At 39.7% G+C, this 18252-nt stretch carries 10 protein-coding genes; 2 read left to right on the top strand and 8 right to left on the bottom strand.

Going from position 1 to position 18252, the window contains the following annotated elements:
- Positions 1–12: 12 nt before the first annotated feature.
- The 4 genes from HPS56_RS00620 to HPS56_RS00605 form a co-directional block, all read right to left on the bottom strand.
- Positions 13–1335, bottom strand: a complete 1323-nt coding sequence (locus HPS56_RS00620) for an MBOAT family O-acyltransferase (RefSeq protein WP_253952349.1) — start codon at positions 1333–1335, stop codon at positions 13–15.
- A gap of 126 nt (positions 1336–1461) precedes the next feature.
- Complete coding sequence (locus HPS56_RS00615) at positions 1462–6495, bottom strand: ATP-binding protein (RefSeq protein ID WP_172272286.1); 5034 nt, start codon at positions 6493–6495, stop codon at positions 1462–1464.
- A 677-nt stretch (positions 6496–7172) separates the two neighbouring features.
- Positions 7173–7496, bottom strand: a complete 324-nt coding sequence (locus tag HPS56_RS00610) for a hypothetical protein (protein ID WP_172272283.1) — start codon at positions 7494–7496, stop codon at positions 7173–7175.
- A gap of 59 nt (positions 7497–7555) precedes the next feature.
- Positions 7556–8368 (bottom strand): hypothetical protein, encoded by an 813-nt coding sequence (locus HPS56_RS00605; RefSeq protein ID WP_172272280.1) that lies wholly within the window; start codon positions 8366–8368, stop codon positions 7556–7558.
- Between the two features lie 689 nt (positions 8369–9057).
- Here HPS56_RS00605 and HPS56_RS00600 point away from each other — a divergent pair.
- Positions 9058–10341, top strand: coding sequence for an ATP-binding protein (locus tag HPS56_RS00600; RefSeq protein WP_172272277.1), 1284 nt, complete (start codon positions 9058–9060; stop codon positions 10339–10341).
- A gap of 620 nt (positions 10342–10961) precedes the next feature.
- Here the strand turns inward: HPS56_RS00600 and HPS56_RS00595 are convergent.
- Positions 10962–12185, bottom strand: coding sequence for a tyrosine-type recombinase/integrase (locus tag HPS56_RS00595; protein ID WP_172272274.1), 1224 nt, complete (start codon positions 12183–12185; stop codon positions 10962–10964).
- Positions 12186–13164: 979 nt separating this feature from the next.
- Here HPS56_RS00595 and HPS56_RS00590 point away from each other — a divergent pair.
- Positions 13165–14226, top strand: coding sequence for a C1 family peptidase (locus HPS56_RS00590; protein WP_253952348.1), 1062 nt, complete (start codon positions 13165–13167; stop codon positions 14224–14226).
- A 13-nt stretch (positions 14227–14239) separates the two neighbouring features.
- On the opposite strand, the gene HPS56_RS00585 is transcribed toward HPS56_RS00590, so the two are convergent.
- The 3 genes from HPS56_RS00585 to HPS56_RS00575 form a co-directional block, all read right to left on the bottom strand.
- Complete coding sequence (locus HPS56_RS00585) at positions 14240–15319, bottom strand: nucleotidyltransferase family protein (RefSeq protein ID WP_172272271.1); 1080 nt, start codon at positions 15317–15319, stop codon at positions 14240–14242.
- Between the two features lie 75 nt (positions 15320–15394).
- The gene (locus HPS56_RS00580; protein WP_172272268.1) at positions 15395–16795 is read right to left on the bottom strand and encodes an undecaprenyl-phosphate glucose phosphotransferase; all 1401 of its coding nucleotides are present in this window, start codon (positions 16793–16795) and stop codon (positions 15395–15397) included.
- 146 nt (positions 16796–16941) lie between these two features.
- Positions 16942–18225, bottom strand: a complete 1284-nt coding sequence (locus HPS56_RS00575) for a histidine-type phosphatase (protein WP_172272249.1) — start codon at positions 18223–18225, stop codon at positions 16942–16944.
- Positions 18226–18252: the final 27 nt, after the last annotated feature.

Raw genomic sequence — 18252 nt, 5'->3', positions numbered from 1 at the left:
TCGAACTTGATTTTAGAAACTTACATATATAAACTGTCCGGAGTCCAATACCCCAAACAGTATTATCATAATAGTTAAAGTCACATAACTACACCATCTAATAAATGAATACTTACTATTCAGCAATAGAAACTTTCCAGGGAAATACTCATCCCTAAATTCCGATACAATAAGCATTATCCATGGAAGAAAAAAAACAACCACACTTACTCCTACATTTGAATACAAATGCCCCTGTTCTGTAAATATTCTCATAATATATCCTATCGCATCATTTACGGTCGGCATGCGGAAAAATATCCATGCGAAATTTACCAAAATAAACGTTACAAGTATTCTTGATGCCATAACAACACCTGACTTTCGGTCGCATTTTTGAAGTCCTGAAGCTTTTTCTAATATCTGAAAAACTCCATGCATAACACCCCATATTACGAACGTCCAGTTGGCTCCATGCCAAATACCGCTGACAAGAAATGTAACAAATATATTCCAGTAATTACGCAACTTTGAGCATCGGCTTCCTCCCAATGGTATGTATATATAATCCTTCAGCCATGTGCTGAGTGATATATGCCAACGATGCCAAAATTCTGTTATACTGACAGAAAAATAAGGACGGTTGAAATTGTTTATCAATTCAAATCCCATTAAACGGCCCACACCTATTGCCATTAATGAATATCCGGCAAAATCTGCATATATCTGAAATGTATAGCATATACTTGCCGCAAAACACGAAATACCGGAATGGTATTCATAGTTATTAAATACAGTATCTACATACATTCCTAATCTGTCGGCCAAAACGACTTTCATAAACATTCCCCACAGTATCCACTTCAAGCCCTGTACTGCCTTACCATAATCAAACTCACGCTCAGCCTTTATTTGCGGCAACAAATCCTTTGCCTTACTTATCGGTCCTGACATTATCTGTGGAAAGAAACTGACAAATAACATATAGTCTATCAGATTATGTTCCGCTCTGATACGACGATAATACACATCCCAAAGATAACCGATAGCTTGAAATGTGAAAAAAGAAATGCCAAGAGGTATCGCCCAGTTTAATCCTTTCAAATTACCCCCCCCGACAACATTCGTTAATATTTCGTTAACGAAATTAGCATATTTAAAAATCAACAACGGCAACAGTGCCAACAAAATACCAGAATAAATAAGATACTTCTTACAACCAAAAGCTTTCTTCTTTTCTATTATTATTGCAAAAGAATAAGTTATTACAGTTACTCCAAGCAATACTAATGCAAATACAGGCTTCCATTGCATATATAGTCCGTATGATATAACCAACAATAAAACATTGGCCATACGCCCATGTTTTCTTATTGATTCAGGAAATAAAAGCTGCAGAAAATAATATCCGATAAATATTATCGGGAAAAGCCATAAAAACTGAAAAGAATTAAAAATCATCAATTAAAGATTTATCATATCCTACAACTCACTTTTCTCCCCAACGTTAATAAAAATATCAAGGAACCTGTCTTTTAAAGGCAGACTGCTCTCATTGTCTATACAGAAGCTTTCGATGTCATAAATAGAGTTTGTGACAAAATTCAGCATAGAGGCTATATTCTGGTCCACATATCCGCTATTGATTTTAAACCGCTCTATTGACAAATCAAATTGTACGGTATCATTCTTCAGGTCATCATCAAGGAAATACATTCTGGAAATCATATCCTTGTATGCCTGTCCTTCCCTATGAACTTCCTTCGCTTTGCGATAAGACTTCAATGACATCTCACCGGAATAATTGGTAAGAAGAAACTGTATGTTCGGCTTATTGATTGCGTTGAGCACACTGCTGAAAAAACGGTCTGAGACATTACAAACACCGAAAATATCTTTATATATTCCATGTAAATAAGCCTTATCCGGTATGCTGCTTTGCATCTTGTCTCTAACTTTCTCATATTCGTTTCTCTTGTTTTTACAACTTACCACGCTATAGTAGGGACAACGGCTTTGCCACAAATGCTGGATGATCGTCTCTTTTTTAGTGTTTTTTACATCTCCTAACTTGCTTTTTTCCTGTTCTATATATTTTACTTTTTTCGGATCTGATTCTTTATATGAACATTCACAAGGACAAGTCACACATGAGTCATCATACAGCTTAAATATCTCATTTCTGGCAATGTCTGAAGGACGGTTTATATCCAATGGTTTTCCGCTTTCATCCAATACCTTATAGTATTTGAATAAGGAGTCAAACAATACATTCCATTGGTTCAAATCCTGATAGACACTACCCATAAATGAATGGGTAAACAGTGTCGTTGATGTATACGGGGTGATACTTTCCAATATGTATGTCAGACAATAGATAGAATCCTTTATCAGGAACTCCAACAGTGTCAGTCTGTCTTGCAAGGTTGCCACCAAAAGGTTATCTTTGTCATATATATGCGGAAAGAATGACTTCCATGAGAATGACGCATCTATTTTTTTCTCACCGGGTTTTAATTCGTCTATAAAACTCTTTATATAGGATTCAGAGCGTTTTGTTATGTTGTCTATTTCATTATTAGGAAATGCCATATTCAGAATGTATCTGTTCATTTCCGCCTTAAACTTAAGTGACAGAATACGTTCGTATGATGTATTGTCGTGTCTGATACCCCCCAAGGCAATATTATTATATATTCCTGTAAGGCGCAAATTAAAATCCATGTTTCTTTGCCTCACCGAATTCCACGAAAAAACAAAATCGTCTTCTCCGCGTCTGCCTTTCAGAGTCTTTCTCACCGAAGACAATACATCATCCGCAAAGTTCTTTTCATTTTCTGGAACGACGCATAATCTTATCATTTCATAGTATATCAGCATTATTTCCTCAACATCGGGAAACAATGTCAGTCTGTTCAATGATATATTCTCATACATGTGGGTATAGAATACCCATTTAAGACGCTGTATTTCAACGAGATTTATAAAATTATAGTGCGAATATAAGTTGATAAGACACTGTTTTACTATACGGTTCTTTATTTCATTCAGAAATTCTCCGATAGTGACCTTTCTTTTTACAGATTCAAGCAAATACTTATCTATATTCTCATTCAACTGTATTTTAGATTTCGCTTCCGCCACCCTGAGGTAATTCTGTATTATACGTAGTATCTTCTTAAGGCTGCCGGCTGTCTTCTTTTGCTCACGCCCATACCTGAATGTTACTGATGCTTCCCAAAAATAAAGTATAGCAAGTTCTAATTTGCCTTTTATTTCATATTCACCACTAAGTAACTTAAATTCTTTATATTCTTTCTTCTTATCAATCTTCTCATTCATCATCCGCACATCATGAAGAAAGAGACAAAGAAACTCTACGGATATTTCCTCTTCGCATTCTGAGTTATCATCCTGTATACCACACATCATATCTCCACATGCCAGCATTGTGTTACCCAGACAATCAAGTATCTCCCCAAGCTGCAACATATAGTTCTGACGCATCGTCTTCGCGCTGCCTCCAGCCACAATCAATTGCAAGATTTTTATTGGATTTATTTCCTTTTCCATATCAATATGTTCAACATTATTGAACAATTTCTCCAATAAAACCTCCAGGCTTTTTCTGTAATACCTACACGCATAACAAGGAAGCGTCCTGTTATTTCCCCACATATTTCCAATCCTTGCCTTACATGTGTCAAATAGATATTCATCCGTTTTTGTCTTATCAATATCAAATCCTATCATCCCGTTCTTATAGAACATGATATCAGCCAGTCTTCGATAAAAATCGGCAGACAGCATAAATTTATCGTCACTGTTTATCTGTGTCCGTAATGTTCTGAACTCTTTCAGTACTGTATCAAGATTAATCCTTGTTATGCCTCCTGTTTCCATCTTCTCATTGATAAAAAGCTTGGCAAGCAAAGACTGATAAACCAGTTTCGTATCCTCCATCAACGAAATCTTTTCTATTTTCCGATATTTTTCCGAACCGAAAGGCTTCTTTATGGACGAAACATCTGTTTTCGTATTTTCCACATACTCAATAAACTTTCCCGTAAGTATGCTATATGCACTATATGCAGCAGCAAGGGTTCTTCTTTTTTCGTATGCAAGTCCTAACTTCAGCATATTGCGTGTATACGGTAAGTAGTAACTTGCCAACAGTTTATTATTCCTATTCTTACTCTTATCTATTACAGACAAGGCTGTCTGATATGCTATAATCGCATTATTATAGTCCTCGTCAGCCATGAACAGATCCCCTATTATATGATGTAAGCCTGCCACAGAATGCTGGCTTACCAAATGCTCTGTTGCCAGTTCCTTATTATGTGCCTGCTGGATTTTCCTGTAATGTTCCTTTACAACCTGTGACTCCTCGCGGGTGAAGTTAAACAGGGTGGAAACCTCTTCCGACATTTTCGATGCCAGTGATATTTCTTCAGAAATCTGTTTCCTGAACTTAAACTGAAACAGGCCGAATGGAATATGAATGATATGTGTCTGCAACAGATATGTCAGAATAGAGCGTATGAATCCTCTGAACTCCGGTATCTTATATACTTCCAGAAGTTCCGGTGTCTGTTCGATGTTCCTCCATGAAAACCCTCCGCTGTGATACTTGTATATGTGATTTATCAGGAATGATGCCGATACAAGCAGTTTATCACCAAATTGGTTCGCATCCGTTATTATCTGATTAACAGGAAATGTGATGTAGTGAATAAATCCTATCACTTTCTGCTCTTTTTCCCCGAATGAAAGCAGATATTTACATTGTGACGATATGTGTATGTCCAAATCATTTCCTTCATGCTTCTCCTTCCAGTCATACCTGTTTAAAACAAATTCTCTTCTGTTTCTCAACGGACGGACAAGACCTTCAAAACTAAGGCGCATTTTCTTGGGCGAGCCGTTACTGATATGATACAGATACACCGTGAAATGATACAACAGTCCTATAACCTTGTCAATACGAGCCCTTGCATCGTCAAATGCTTTCCTGCGTCCGGCATCGTCAATACAGTCTTGTTTTAAATAGTTATCAGTATATATAAGAACAAGATATTCATAATACATCTTTAAATCTATATCTATGTTCTGATAATCAGTATCCGTGAGTTTGCATTTCAAATAATGGGTGATAACTTTCTCTTCTATAAACGATTTCGGTATCAGCTGACGCGCAACGAATGTCTCCGCATTATACATGACATCTTTCTCGCTCTTCTCGTTCTTGCAGAAGCTTTCAACATAAATCACTCCGTTGAAAAGACTCGATATTGCAGACTCTCTGTCTGTCATATCGGCAAGATATCCGTCATACATCTCACGACCGGCTATGAATATGAATTTCGCCTTTGCGGTTGTAGTAAAAAACTTCATATTGGCCAACAGATGCAATACCATAGCCTGCCTCTTACGTGAAGTGCCTCCTCCCGGATGATATCTTTCACCGATAAACTCCGGCATTGCCTCCTGTGCCTTCAAGGATGTTTCAATCTTATCAAGTTCGTCAAAGACAAAATAAAATTTCGGATGCACAGGAAATCTTTCTATCCTGTCAAGAATGACTATAAGCTGCGATTCAATGTCACGTGTATTGGCAATAGGATAATTGTATGTACCCTTACCGCCTACAGATGTCCCGCGATATCCTATTCCACTTGCAATCTCCAAAGAATATGCCGCATCGATTCTTCTGCTAAGCCTTTTCAATTGGAAAAGGATTCTCAACTGGTGGAAGAAAACGACAGACCATGCACCGCATGTCAAAAATATTCCTTTCGCTACATTATACATGTCAGCCGCCACACAATTACAATTAAAGCTGTCAACAATGCTTACCCACAAAAAAGCCGCCGAAACCACAAATAACATCCAGAATTCTATATTGGCAACCGGAGACATCATATATACTCTGTACTTATTGTACAATTCTGATGTCAGTACACATAAAATACTTCTCTCATCAAGTATCTCTTGTCCAAGATTCACATTAACACATATATTGGAATAACGCTTATCCTTTACATTCGAACCGTATACAAGATTATTTATCCTGTCCCATTCCTTAGGAGTCAGCTTTTTCCAGGCATGAAACATGGCAAGCAGCAAAGGCCACAAGTCATAGATATGCCTGTTACGCATAATATAAATCCAACCTGTCTTTATTCTGAATTTATACTTTTTGAACTTTTCCTTCAAAAAGAAATACTTACACGTTGCTATAATTCCGGATAAAGAGACAATGAGTATTACAATCCAAGATACCTCAAAATCCCGGTACAGTCTGAATATACTGTATGCCAAGATAACAAGAAAGATACATCCAAGACCATCAATCCACAAGTTTGTCTCTCCAACCAATTCATAAAGCACCCTGTCCACAAAACTCGTCTTACCCATCCCCCGATAGCCTGTTATCAGGTATGAGCCTCCGTCAGTCTTTTCCTTTGCCAGCCATGCCTTGAGTTTTTCTATTATACGGTCTCTACCTATCATAAAACCCGGTGTGGCAGACCCAAGTCTGCTTGAAAACCAGGATTTATGTACGTATTCAAAGGAAGGGACAGGTAGGTTAACCCTCTTGACCTTTGAATTATAACGGTCAAAGGAGAGATGCTTCATGTTCTTGTTTATACTCATGCACCTTTTCTTGTCATGATAATACTCAAACGGGGTTGATATTACCCTTTTGACTTGACGTTGGGGTTTATCGCATTCATCACAATATGTATGCACGTGTCATACGCATTGACATAAGCGTATGACCAAACGTTATACACATCGCAAAGCGATGTCCCTACAATGGGGCAGACACACCTAATGTTTCAACATCCCCTCCCCTTTGGGGTGCAGTTCAGGGAGGTTAGGAGGGGCTTCTTCTTTTTGGGGGAGTCGGAGGGGCTTCTCATCCAACATGTAGGGACGTGCCTTTGGCACGTGTCAGGTGTAAAAACATCCTCCAGTGAGTAACATTTGATATACCTTGATAATATATATGTTGTTGTTTTCTGCATACTCCTTTCACGAGTATGTATATCGCTTTGCGATGTATACGGTGTGTATAATGAATTGGTGTGTGGTTGTTTGTCGCCTGACACATGCCAAAGGCATGTCCCTACACTGTGGAAGATATTATATGTCACTGCCACATTTGATTCAACAACGGAAATTTTCTACGATTCACAAACATCTGCCGTTTGGGGTGAAGTGTTGTTTGTGTTAGAATCATCTTGTTTTTCAGGCAATGGCTGATCACATTTGGTATTGAATATTTTGACTTCCTGAGTTACAATTGTCCTTTCATCTTTCTTGTCTTTTTCAACATTCTGTTCTGTTTCTGACCTGAATATTTTACAAACCAACTTACACATATCAAAACGAATGATACAAACCATAAGTTTAAGCAGAACCAGTACAACTGCAACATATCCCCCAACAGATAAAATACCAAGTATGTTTGAGAAAAAACCATCCGCACAATTCTTTAGAAAATCCATATAGTGACTGTTTTTTATAATTAAAATCTGAATACTCCACACAATCTCCTAATACACCATCAGCTCCTTGACTTTCCGAAAACCTTACTATACTCATCAGTATTCTCAAATTGTTCCTTATGTACTCCGGATATCGCAACGGTCATGTCGCCTACAGCTATGACAAAGCGGCGGTCGCGGTCTATTCGTATAAGATAGCCCTCGAGACCGGCAAGGACGCCTGTGGTAATGCGGAGCCGTGGATTGCCTGCGGAATAATGGTTGAGCGGGTTCATGAGAAAGCGTATCCTCGTTGGAACAAGTGCCGCTATCTGCATGAAATGCTGCATGACCCGGTTGGGAATGACGGCAGTCTCATGGGTGCTGCAGTTGTTGACAAGATGCAGCAGAGGAAATTCTTTTTTAAGAAAAATCTTTATCTTATCCTTATCGCCCTGTATAAATATCAGGCCGCTGACAGTTTGCTTCGACTGTTTTACAATACGCTTGTCCTGGCGGATATACTTTATGGATTTGTGTACAAAGGTGTTGAAATTTCCATATTCGCGAAATATATTCACTGTGGAATCCACCTTTGAATGATGTATGAAAAGATAGCACCAGTCACAGTCATCATCCGGCATTATTTCCTGTTCACGGCCAGAAATGCTGCTATACTTCTCTACTTCCGGACCGGATTTTATTTCCTGTCCGTTATGCTGTTGCCTTATCTGAATATCGTCCCTTAAATGATTAGCTGACAAATCATCACCGGCCTTATCCTTATCGGCTATAGAAAGAGAATCTGAACTATCCAGTTGCATCGGCTCTCCTGCTATTCTATGTCTGTATGATCCGCTGTGCCACAACAGCACAGCAAAACCGTTTTGCAATTTATTTGGTGCACCATAATATATACCTTAAAAAACACCAGTAAATCAATCTGCATTGTCATTTATAATGACATTTGTATTAACATCTCATAATATGAGAAGTACATCTTTATTAATCACGTTGTAAATCAACCAAATGCAAATATGAAATATATATAAATGATAAACACTGACAAAAAAGAAAACTGTTTGCAGAAAAGAAAAGCTGTTAAAAGTGATGTAAAATAAAAAAAAATATCTATATTTGCATTGCTATGTACTTCTCATATTATGAGATGTACACATCACAAAAACTTACATATCAGTAAACCTGATAAAAAAACATGGGCATACAAACATTACCGCAACACAAAACAATGCAAAGACTTTAATATGCATGATATTGCTATTTTCATGATAGACCAAGGGTTTTTCTGTGCTTCATCGTATAGCATACTCAACAATTATCGGAGTTTAGGAGTGTGATTTTTGCATTTTATCGGAGTTTGTAGCTCGTTTTTTTGCATTTTATCGGAGTTTGCATTATCTTTGCATAAGATAGGCGGCACCTCAGCAATTTGAAACAAGCTTCATTGCGTTCGGTTTGCACTATCTTTGCATAAGATAGGCGGTGCCTCAGCAATTTGAAACAAGCTTCATTGCGTTCGGTTTGCACTATCTTTATATCAATAATATTATTTAGTCAAATTATGGATTCCAACGCAATATATAAAGTAATACTTGACCAACGAGAAGAACTTCATTTTGTGGTAAATGAAGAGTTTGTACATCGTAACGAGATAAAACAAATATCCCTGAACGATAAATTGGCACAAGTTGTAATCGGTGTACGGAGAAGCGGGAAATCAACGCTTTGCCACATGGCACTGCGTAATGCAGGCATAACATACGGCTATATCAATTTTGATGATGACCGGCTTGCAAACCTGATGGTAGAGGATTTAAACATTGTATTAGAATCGATCTACCGTGTGTATGGCAATGACATAAAGTATGTTTTTTTTGACGAAATTCAAAATGTTGACGGATGGCATCTATTTATAAACAGATTACTCCGACAAGGACTACATATTGTCATAACCGGCTCGAACGCCCGACTTTTAAGTTCAGAACTGGCAACGCATCTAACGGGACGCTACCATGAAATCAGGCTCTATCCGTTTTCTTTCAAGGATTATTGCGCATCAAAAGGCATTGGGACAGATATTCCGACAACAAAGAATGTTGCCGTACTAAAAAACACACTCGATGAATACCTCATAGAGGGAGGATTTCCAGAACTATCCACTTTATCCGACAGGCATGGATATGTAGGAAGCCTGATTGACGCTATTATAACAAAAGATATAATGCCGCGCTTCCATATACGGAATGCCAACAGTCTAAAGACATTGGCCAACCACCTCATCAATAATGCCGGTCAAATCATCAATATGACAGACTTGGCCGAAACCTTGAAGATAGGCTCCGACAAAACTATACGCAATTATATAGATTATTTGGCACAGGCTTTCCTTATCGTTCCTCTGACTAAATTTTCATATAAAAGCAGTGAACGATTACGCAACAATAAGGCATATATAGTAGATACCGGAATGCTTACCTATCGCCACAACATACTTTCTTCAGAAAACTTGGGCTGGAGACTGGAAAACATCGTATTTCTTGAACTTCAAAGACGCAACATTCCCTTGAATAGGGATATATTTTACTACCGGCAGAATGCCAGATTAAAAGAAGTGGACTTTGTTGTTGCGGAAAGAGGCTATGTCATCGAACTTATCCAAGTCTCATACGACATAAGCCACCCTAAGACATTAACACGTGAACTTGACGCCCTTATTGATACATCACAAAAGACAGGTTGTAAGAATCTTACTTTAATAGCCTGTTCTGAATCAAGGACAGAGAAAGTGTCCGACACAGAAATCAATATTATCTCAGCTGTAGAATGGTTACTGTCCAAATCGTAGCTAACATAATAATAAGATACAGACAGATGCTGTCATATATTTCCCAGTAATCACATATAACAATCTCTGTTTTTTCATATATGTCTGAAATAGTTGCAGCAAAACACAGAAATGTTTCAAACGCGTATCAGAAATACGGCAAGAGCCATTCTTTATTTTTTAAAATCTATTTACATAATGACATATATGCAAAATTCTCTTTCAATGAATGGCCTATTCATGGCTGATGAACATGCCATTCATCGACCGTGAATGGCATGTTCATCGCGCACGAATGATATGTTTATTTTCGCCATACTTTTGTTTGGTGATAACATATTGAATATCAATGAATTAAAAGCGAAATAAAAATATCCAAAAACGACAAAAGGATTTTATGTGAATTTTCATTACAAACACAAGTAGGGACATCGCTTTGCGATGTGTTCAATGTATACAACACCCGAGCTTATTCATTGGATGGATGTTTCCTCTGACACGTGCCAAAGGCACGTCCCTACATGTCGGATGACGCCCATCAGACTCCCAGGAAAAAGGGGAGGGAGTGTGGAAGCATCAGGTGTGTATGCCGAACACTGCCTCATGCTTTCTAAATGTCATACTTCCATACGGCATCCCGCCTACTGCAAACTATTGAGTATGCGCCTGTTTGCCCTGCATATTTCGGATGTATCGATGGACGCAAGATAAATCTGCGTGGTTTTCTCGGAATCATGCCCCATCCCCTCGCTTATCACCGACATGGGGATATTCATTTTCCTTGCAACGGTAGCCCATGTGTGGCGGGCCACATACATTGTAAGGGGGATGCCTAAACCGGCCATTACCGCAATACGCTTCAGACTACGGTTCACATTGTGCAGCACCGACTGATACTGCCGGTATTCCATCCCATCCTCCGTCCTTATTATCGGCAGAAGATATGGTGTGGATGATGTTTCTCCCGCATAACGCTCTATGATTGCCTGCATCTGCAATTCCCATTTTATGGTTAGCCGCTGGCGGGTTTTTCTACGGCAATATACCACGAAACCGCCTTTGAGATCTGACTTCCTAAGATATGCCATATCCACAAAAGGCATTCCGCGCATATAGAAACTTAAAAGAAACAGGTCTCTGGAAAATGAAAGGGAGCGGGAAAACGAAAGGTCGAGCTGCCTTATTGCCTTGATGTCCTTCAATGATATGGCCCGCTTGTCTGTCTTGTCGAAACCTGTATATACGTTGCGGAAAACATCTTTATCGTCAGTAAGCCCCTGTTCTACGGCAAGATTGTATACTGTGCGCATGGTACGCATATAGAAAGAGGTGGTGTTGCGCAGAAGTCCGTGCGACTGAAGATATTTCTCATATATTACCATCATCTCGGCCGTTACAGATTCAAAGGATAGGTCTTCGTTGCATCTGAAACGCATGAAGCTTCGCAATGTTGACGAGCAGGTGTTTGCCGTGCCTATGCGATTCATACGTATAAGACGGGTTATACGCGACTGCATGAAAACAAACACCGTCTGACAGGGCTTTATCCTTCGTATGGCAGCAAGGATGTCTGACATGAGAACTGTCTCTCCGGATTCTTTCTCACGCCTTTCCATCAGTAACGCAACATTTCTTATCTGTCTCAATTCCCAGCCGACACAGTCTCTTACAAGCTGAAGAAACGGCATACGGCTTTTCACATTCCCATTGCAAATAATACCGGAACCGCTGTCCCACTCATCCGGATATATGCGATACGGTGTTTTTACGCAACTGACAGCACGGTGACGGGCTATCTGATAATACAGTGTTCCTTCTCTTCCGGCAACTGCCGACGGACGGAATTTCAACTTGACTGTTGTCATAATAATTATGTTTTATGGTTTTCATTATTTTAGGATACACATAAAATAGGGAAAAAACAAACATTTTCGATAAGCCAAATGAGCAATATCAAATTTGCTTGAATATTACCATGACGAGAAAAGGTAGGATGAAATCCGGTATATAAAAAACAGGTGGATTTTACCTCCGAATGTGGAAACGCATCTTTAGCACGTGTCATATTAATAATACACCGTATGCACAAATAAAAACAGCCCCCGGAAATAATTCCGGGAGCTGCACTGATATTAAAATACTAATGTTTTCTTTAATGATAGTCTTGAAACATTAAGAACGAATCTTATTTTTCTCGACTATCCTCCTTTCTTTTCAGGTCAAAGCCTCCCGGCTTTGCCTGTTCATCTTGTGTCTTGTTGTTTTGTTACCCTTTCAACAAATCCTTTTTACCCTCGGTCCAACACCTTGGAATCCTGAATTAATCAATCTTACTTTACCAAAATAACTAAAAAACCTAATCAAATAATACAATCTTTACCTAATAACTAAAACTAACCTATCTAAATGAATGTATATCCTAACAATCTGTCACTTATACCTTAATAACTATTTACAATATTTTATTACGTTGCAAAGATATTAAGTTTCCTCTATTCTGCAATGATTTTGGCCTTATATTTTTTCTGTTTTAATATTTATTTTGACCTAAGTCAATATTTGTGTGCGCACACAACACAATTTTACAGTTATTGATAACCTATTAACAACTGCATGAAACAGCCCATGACTTTTATCCTCGCTCATTATATATTTCCATAATGAAACACTAAAACAATAAAACAACACGGCATGACTAACGGAAATGGCAATATTACAGTGCTTTCCGTAAGACAAACTGCATCAACAAAGATAAAAACACAACCCTGGATTTTGTATTATGCCGGAAAAGCATTATGTTTGCACTGCATAATAAACAGGATTTATGATCTGACTAAAATAAAAATGACACCATACTTACATAACAGATACGCAGGAATAATACTGATGATGACGATGACCATCGTATTTCATGGATGCGGAATGGAAAAACCCGGACATGGCGATGAACAAGAACAGTTTACAATAGATGTGATGAACAAATATACCCCAGTGAGGAATCAGGGAAGGAGTTGCAACTGCTGGGCATACGCCATGCTGTCGGCCATAGAGACGGAACATCTAATGAGAGGGGATTCGGTCTGCCTTTCAGTGGCATACGTGATGAGAAGCCTTTTAAGAGACAACTACCGCAACTATTATCTTACAGGAGGAAAGACTACATTTACCACACGGGGCATGGGGCAGACTCTGATAAACCTGATTGAACGGCATGGGGCTGTGCCGGACTATTCCTACGGATATGGAGAGAATATAAACTATACTGTATTGTGCAACAGGGTGAGAATGCTCTCCGAAGCGGCTGTAAGACACAGGGCTGGGTTAAAACTTTACGGGAAGAAAGTGGATGACATGATAGACAGGGCTCTCGGCTATCCGTCTGAACACGTATTTATGTATGGTGCGGAATACACCCCCGGAGAATTTGCACGAAGCGTATGCGCCCCGGGGGAATATGAGGCGATAACGAGTTTCACACACCATAAATTCTACAACAGATTTGTACTGGAGACAGAGGACAACTGGGAGCGGAACACATTCTACAACGTACCGCTCGACACCATGATGTCACTCATAGACAATGCCGTGAGAAAAGGCCATGGAGTGTGCTGGGAGGGTGACATTTCAGAACCAGGATTCTCATTTGAAAAAGGCATCGCGAAACTGGATGAAGATTATGGAAAGAACAATATACAAGAAATCAGACAGAAACATTTTGAAAACTACGAAACCACCGACGACCACTGTATGGCGATAGTGGGCATCGGACGCGACAGGAAAGGAACCAGGTATTACATAATGAAAAACTCATGGGGAACAGACAACCCGTACAACGGGCTTATGTATGTATCGGAAAACTATGTAAGAATGAAAACCGTCGCCGTATACATGCCAAAAGAAATGTAAAGAAACAACAGGCCTAACGACCTATATTCTTACGCCAGAAGAAATGCCACAGCCTGAAAAACGGTTCCCACAGACATTCTCCCGGATACTGACCGAAGAAACGGATATCACGCACAAAACGTCCGATATTCCTATTCACCTGTGACTTGTAAATCCATTTCTGCCTGTCATCATGATGACCGAAATTACCGGATAGGAATATCTCGTCAAGCAACATCCTGCCACGCCTTTCATCGGGAGGAACCACCATCCGGCGCTCGTCAAGGGCAAACATCTCTTTCAACACATACATCACAGCACCGGACACACCATACATGCCGAATCCGCGCAACAGTTTATCTATACCGGCATCAGGCCTTTCCTGACTTTTCAACAGAAAATAATAATCAAGCAGCTGCCTTAATCCAATCCCCTCATGAAGGAGATGATGATAGATATGCGACATCTGAAAGATACAATTGAAAGAGAATACGGGAACGGCAACGCCCACGTCGTCACCCGAATGGGGCAACCGTACAAGATTATCAAACTGCAGTCCTGCCATATCACGGAACCATTGCTGAAGACGACGGTTGTGAAGCGGGTTATTCATGAATGACGGACGGTAGTGAACTTCTATCTCTGTATTATTAAAAGGAGGAAATTCCGCATGATGGTAACAAAAACCGCCATCGCCTCCCTTACTCTTCACATATCTTATTATTTCCCTGTCACCGCCCCAAAGCCATACATCAATATCACCGGGCATACGCGAAAGCGGATTAGGATACATAACGGCATTACCCTGTCCCTTGAGTATACAACTTCTGAATCCGTCTGCGGCAAACATCCTCACCACAGCCGCCACGTTTTTGTTTTGAAGTATATTCTGCTTCTCTATGGCCTGACTTATTCCTATCCATTTCATAAGAAGCGGCCGTGGCGGGGCATAGTCCGGCGGAAGACGCCTGACACCTTCAAACAAAACGCCCAAAAGAGTCTGGCGATAGCCGAAATCATACATATAATTCCAGTCTATACCACGAAATTCTTCCTTTAACTCCGCCTTTTCGTCTATACAGAAACGCAGAAACTCAATATATATGCCTTCCAAACTTTATCCTAATTTATTCCTTATACGCAATGCCGGACGCCACACACCGCAAAGCAATATCCAATGCGGTTTATTCTAATAAGCCGCCTTGTCACCCTTTACGGCATTGGCTATTGTCTTATAAATAATATAAATGTCAAGACCGAAAGTCCAGTGCTCCATATACCATATATCTCCTTTCACACGTCCTTCCATCTGTGAAAGTTCCTTTGTCTCACCACGGAATCCGGTAACCTGGCTCCATCCCGTTATGCCGGGCTTTACGAAATGGCGCACCATATACTTGTCTATAAGCTTGGAATACTCTTCCGTATGCATCAGCATGTGGGGACGCGGACCGACGATACTCATATCACCCATAAGAACGTTGATAAACTGAGGAAGCTCGTCGATGTTCGTCTTACGCATAATGTCACCCCACTTTGTCTTACGCGGGTCGTTCTTTGTTGCCTGAAGCTTGTCTGCATCGGCATTCACCTTCATGCTTCTGAACTTAAGACAATAAAACACCTTATTGTCCAACCCGTTACGTTTCTGTCTGAAGAATATCGGGCCGGGCATCGTTATCTTTGTTATTATAAACACGATAATAAAGATTATCGGAAACAGCGTACACAGGAACGTTAAAGAGAAAACAACATCAAACACACGCTTAATCATACGGTTCTCTACTCTTGACAACGGCTCATTGTAGATAGAAAGATAAGGCACGTTGCCAAGCATATAGAAGTGCATTCTATTATGCAGGTAATTACGAAGATTCGGAACGCTGAAGAAATGAATCAGGTTGTTTGTACAATAATGTATGAGTCCACGTATCGTGTCATGATACTTTGAAGGCAGACAACAATACAGCTCTTCAACCTCATCATGCTCTTTCAGATATCCTATAACGTCATCCGGTGTGCCTAAATAAGGACATTTTTCCGGAAAGTCAGGATTAGGCTCATAGTCAAAATACCCCAACACATTGTATCCGTAATAAGACACTTCCGTCATTTCCCTATATAACTCCATATTATTGACAGTGCTTCCAACCAGAATAGCATTAGTGCGGTTGACCGCGCGGGAACGGTATATCCGGACTGAATATCTTATTATCATACGGTATATGGTGGAGGAAACAGCCAGCAATACAATAAAAAGTGAAAGCCCGTATGGAGACAACACCCTAAAATGCCCAAGCTTCATTATTATTATATATCCTATACCATAATAAATCACGTTACGAAAAACAAGCAGCGGTATCTGGTAGTTCTTTGTATTGCGTCTGAACAGAATCACACCGCCTGTATAAATGCAAAAGATATAAAGCATTGAAGATACAACCAACGACTGCCTTAATCCGGGCAACTCCCAATATCCTGCTTTCTTTATAAACAGAATATACAAGAATACACAAATAAGAAAATCACCAACCATTGTGGCTGCACTCAAAAGTACATTATAATGCTTGTCATAAAAACCGGTTTTCATATTTATCGATTATCTATATCCCAATAGTGACTTTTAAAATTTAATGTTGTATGACCCAATCATTATCATCATAATATTACAAAGTACGCAATTTTTACATATACCGCAAATTATTTTAATATATATTTAGTAACGTTACATAACGTTTAATCTTTATATGAGTCCAGTTTATCGAGATAATAGTCTCTCACATCATTCCACTTATAATATGGCGCCTTATCTGATTTTATCGGAAGCGACGCTTCATTTTCATTCAGCAAAACCTTTACAAGTATGTCCTTATCCTTTGCGTCCCTTCTGAAAAACACAAACTGTATGTTGGCTCCCATAGGAAATATACGGTAGTTAATCCATCCCTTCCCTGTCAGTTTGTCGAGGTTGTCTATCTGACGGTCATATCCGTCAAGTCCTAACAGACATGTGAGCGGCATTACTATTGTCTCATGGCCGAACCTGAGCGTGGCTCCGGGAGCAGGAAGGGCAAGGCAACTGTCGGCTTCCGTAATGATTTTCCTTAGAAGATTGCGTTGCGAGAAAGGTTGTCTGCCTCCATTCAAGGGACTCGGACCATAGTTTATATACCATGACGCATTGTCTCTGACCCAGTTTGCATACAAGTCGTCATCACTGAACAGGTCATACAGGGTTATTTTGTATCTCGACTCACAGTTCTGTATGGCCGATGCAAGATGGAATATGTGATAGTTAAGCTTATGGCTGTCTACGCTGTCTTTCACGTAGTCCATGTCCGCAAACAGTTTTTTCATAAGATTCTCGCTTCTGTCCCATTGTCTGCAAAAATCATCATACGCTTTTTTGGCTTTCTCAGGCATTCGCTTCTTAAACAGTGGCTTGTCGTTGAAATTCATATACCACATGTCGTGCTCGCTTGCATCGTGGATGATGTTAAGCTTAGGATTGAGGCGGGCAAACTCCTGCAACTCATTCTCCATGGACAGTATACATCTTATAACCACGGTACTCTTGGCATCTATTGTGACATCTCCTTTAAAGACCTCAGGAAACCTGTTATACATTCTGTTCGCTATCTCGCGGTGCTGCACGGCTCCTAAAGGCGTCAGCTCGCCAAGTCTCTTATACGACTCATCATAAAGCATGCACAGCCGTTTCATCACATCGGTGCCAAGGGGAGTGAGCTTTCCATTCCTTTCCGCTTTCCTGAGTATATCTATAGGTGTCGTATAGTCTTTGGGGTTAATAAGAAATCTTGAACCGTGGCGACCATAATGACTTATGTAAAACGGTCTGTATCCATCGGGAGCCGGCGTAAGCTGCTTCTTGGGCATAGGATAAGCAAGAAGATTGCTTGCCGACAGTTTTACGTTTTCTTTTATTTCATTACGCGGTGCCTGTGCCTGCAAACCGGAGACAAGACATGAGATAAATAAAGAAACAAATAGTTTTTTCATCTTGCTGTATTTTATTTGTGATAAGTT

Source organism: Xylanibacter muris, assembly GCF_013166605.1.
Lineage (GTDB): Bacteria > Bacteroidota > Bacteroidia > Bacteroidales > Bacteroidaceae > Prevotella > Prevotella muris.
Note: the sequence above shows the minus strand (reverse complement) of the source record. Positions and strands in the feature narration are given on the sequence as shown.

Bases quoted from the DNA above. Each gene is read 5' to 3' on its own strand.
- HPS56_RS00610 (WP_172272283.1), bottom strand. From the start codon at position 7,496: ATGGATTTTCTAAAGAATTGTGCGGATGGTTTTTTCTCAAACATACTT.
- HPS56_RS00595 (WP_172272274.1), bottom strand. From the start codon at position 12,185: ATGACAACAGTCAAGTTGAAATTCCGTCCGTCGGCAGTTGCCGGAAGA.
- HPS56_RS00620 (WP_253952349.1), bottom strand. From the start codon at position 1,335: ATGGCCAATGTTTTATTGTTGGTTATATCATACGGACTATATATGCAA.
- HPS56_RS00580 (WP_172272268.1), bottom strand. From the start codon at position 16,795: ATGAAAACCGGTTTTTATGACAAGCATTATAATGTACTTTTGAGTGCA.
- HPS56_RS00590 (WP_253952348.1), top strand. From the start codon at position 13,165: ATGACACCATACTTACATAACAGATACGCAGGAATAATACTGATGATG.
- HPS56_RS00600 (WP_172272277.1), top strand. From the start codon at position 9,058: ATGGATTCCAACGCAATATATAAAGTAATACTTGACCAACGAGAAGAA.
- HPS56_RS00615 (WP_172272286.1), bottom strand. From the start codon at position 6,495: ATGATAGGTAGAGACCGTATAATAGAAAAACTCAAGGCATGGCTGGCA.
- HPS56_RS00575 (WP_172272249.1), bottom strand. From the start codon at position 18,225: ATGAAAAAACTATTTGTTTCTTTATTTATCTCATGTCTTGTCTCCGGT.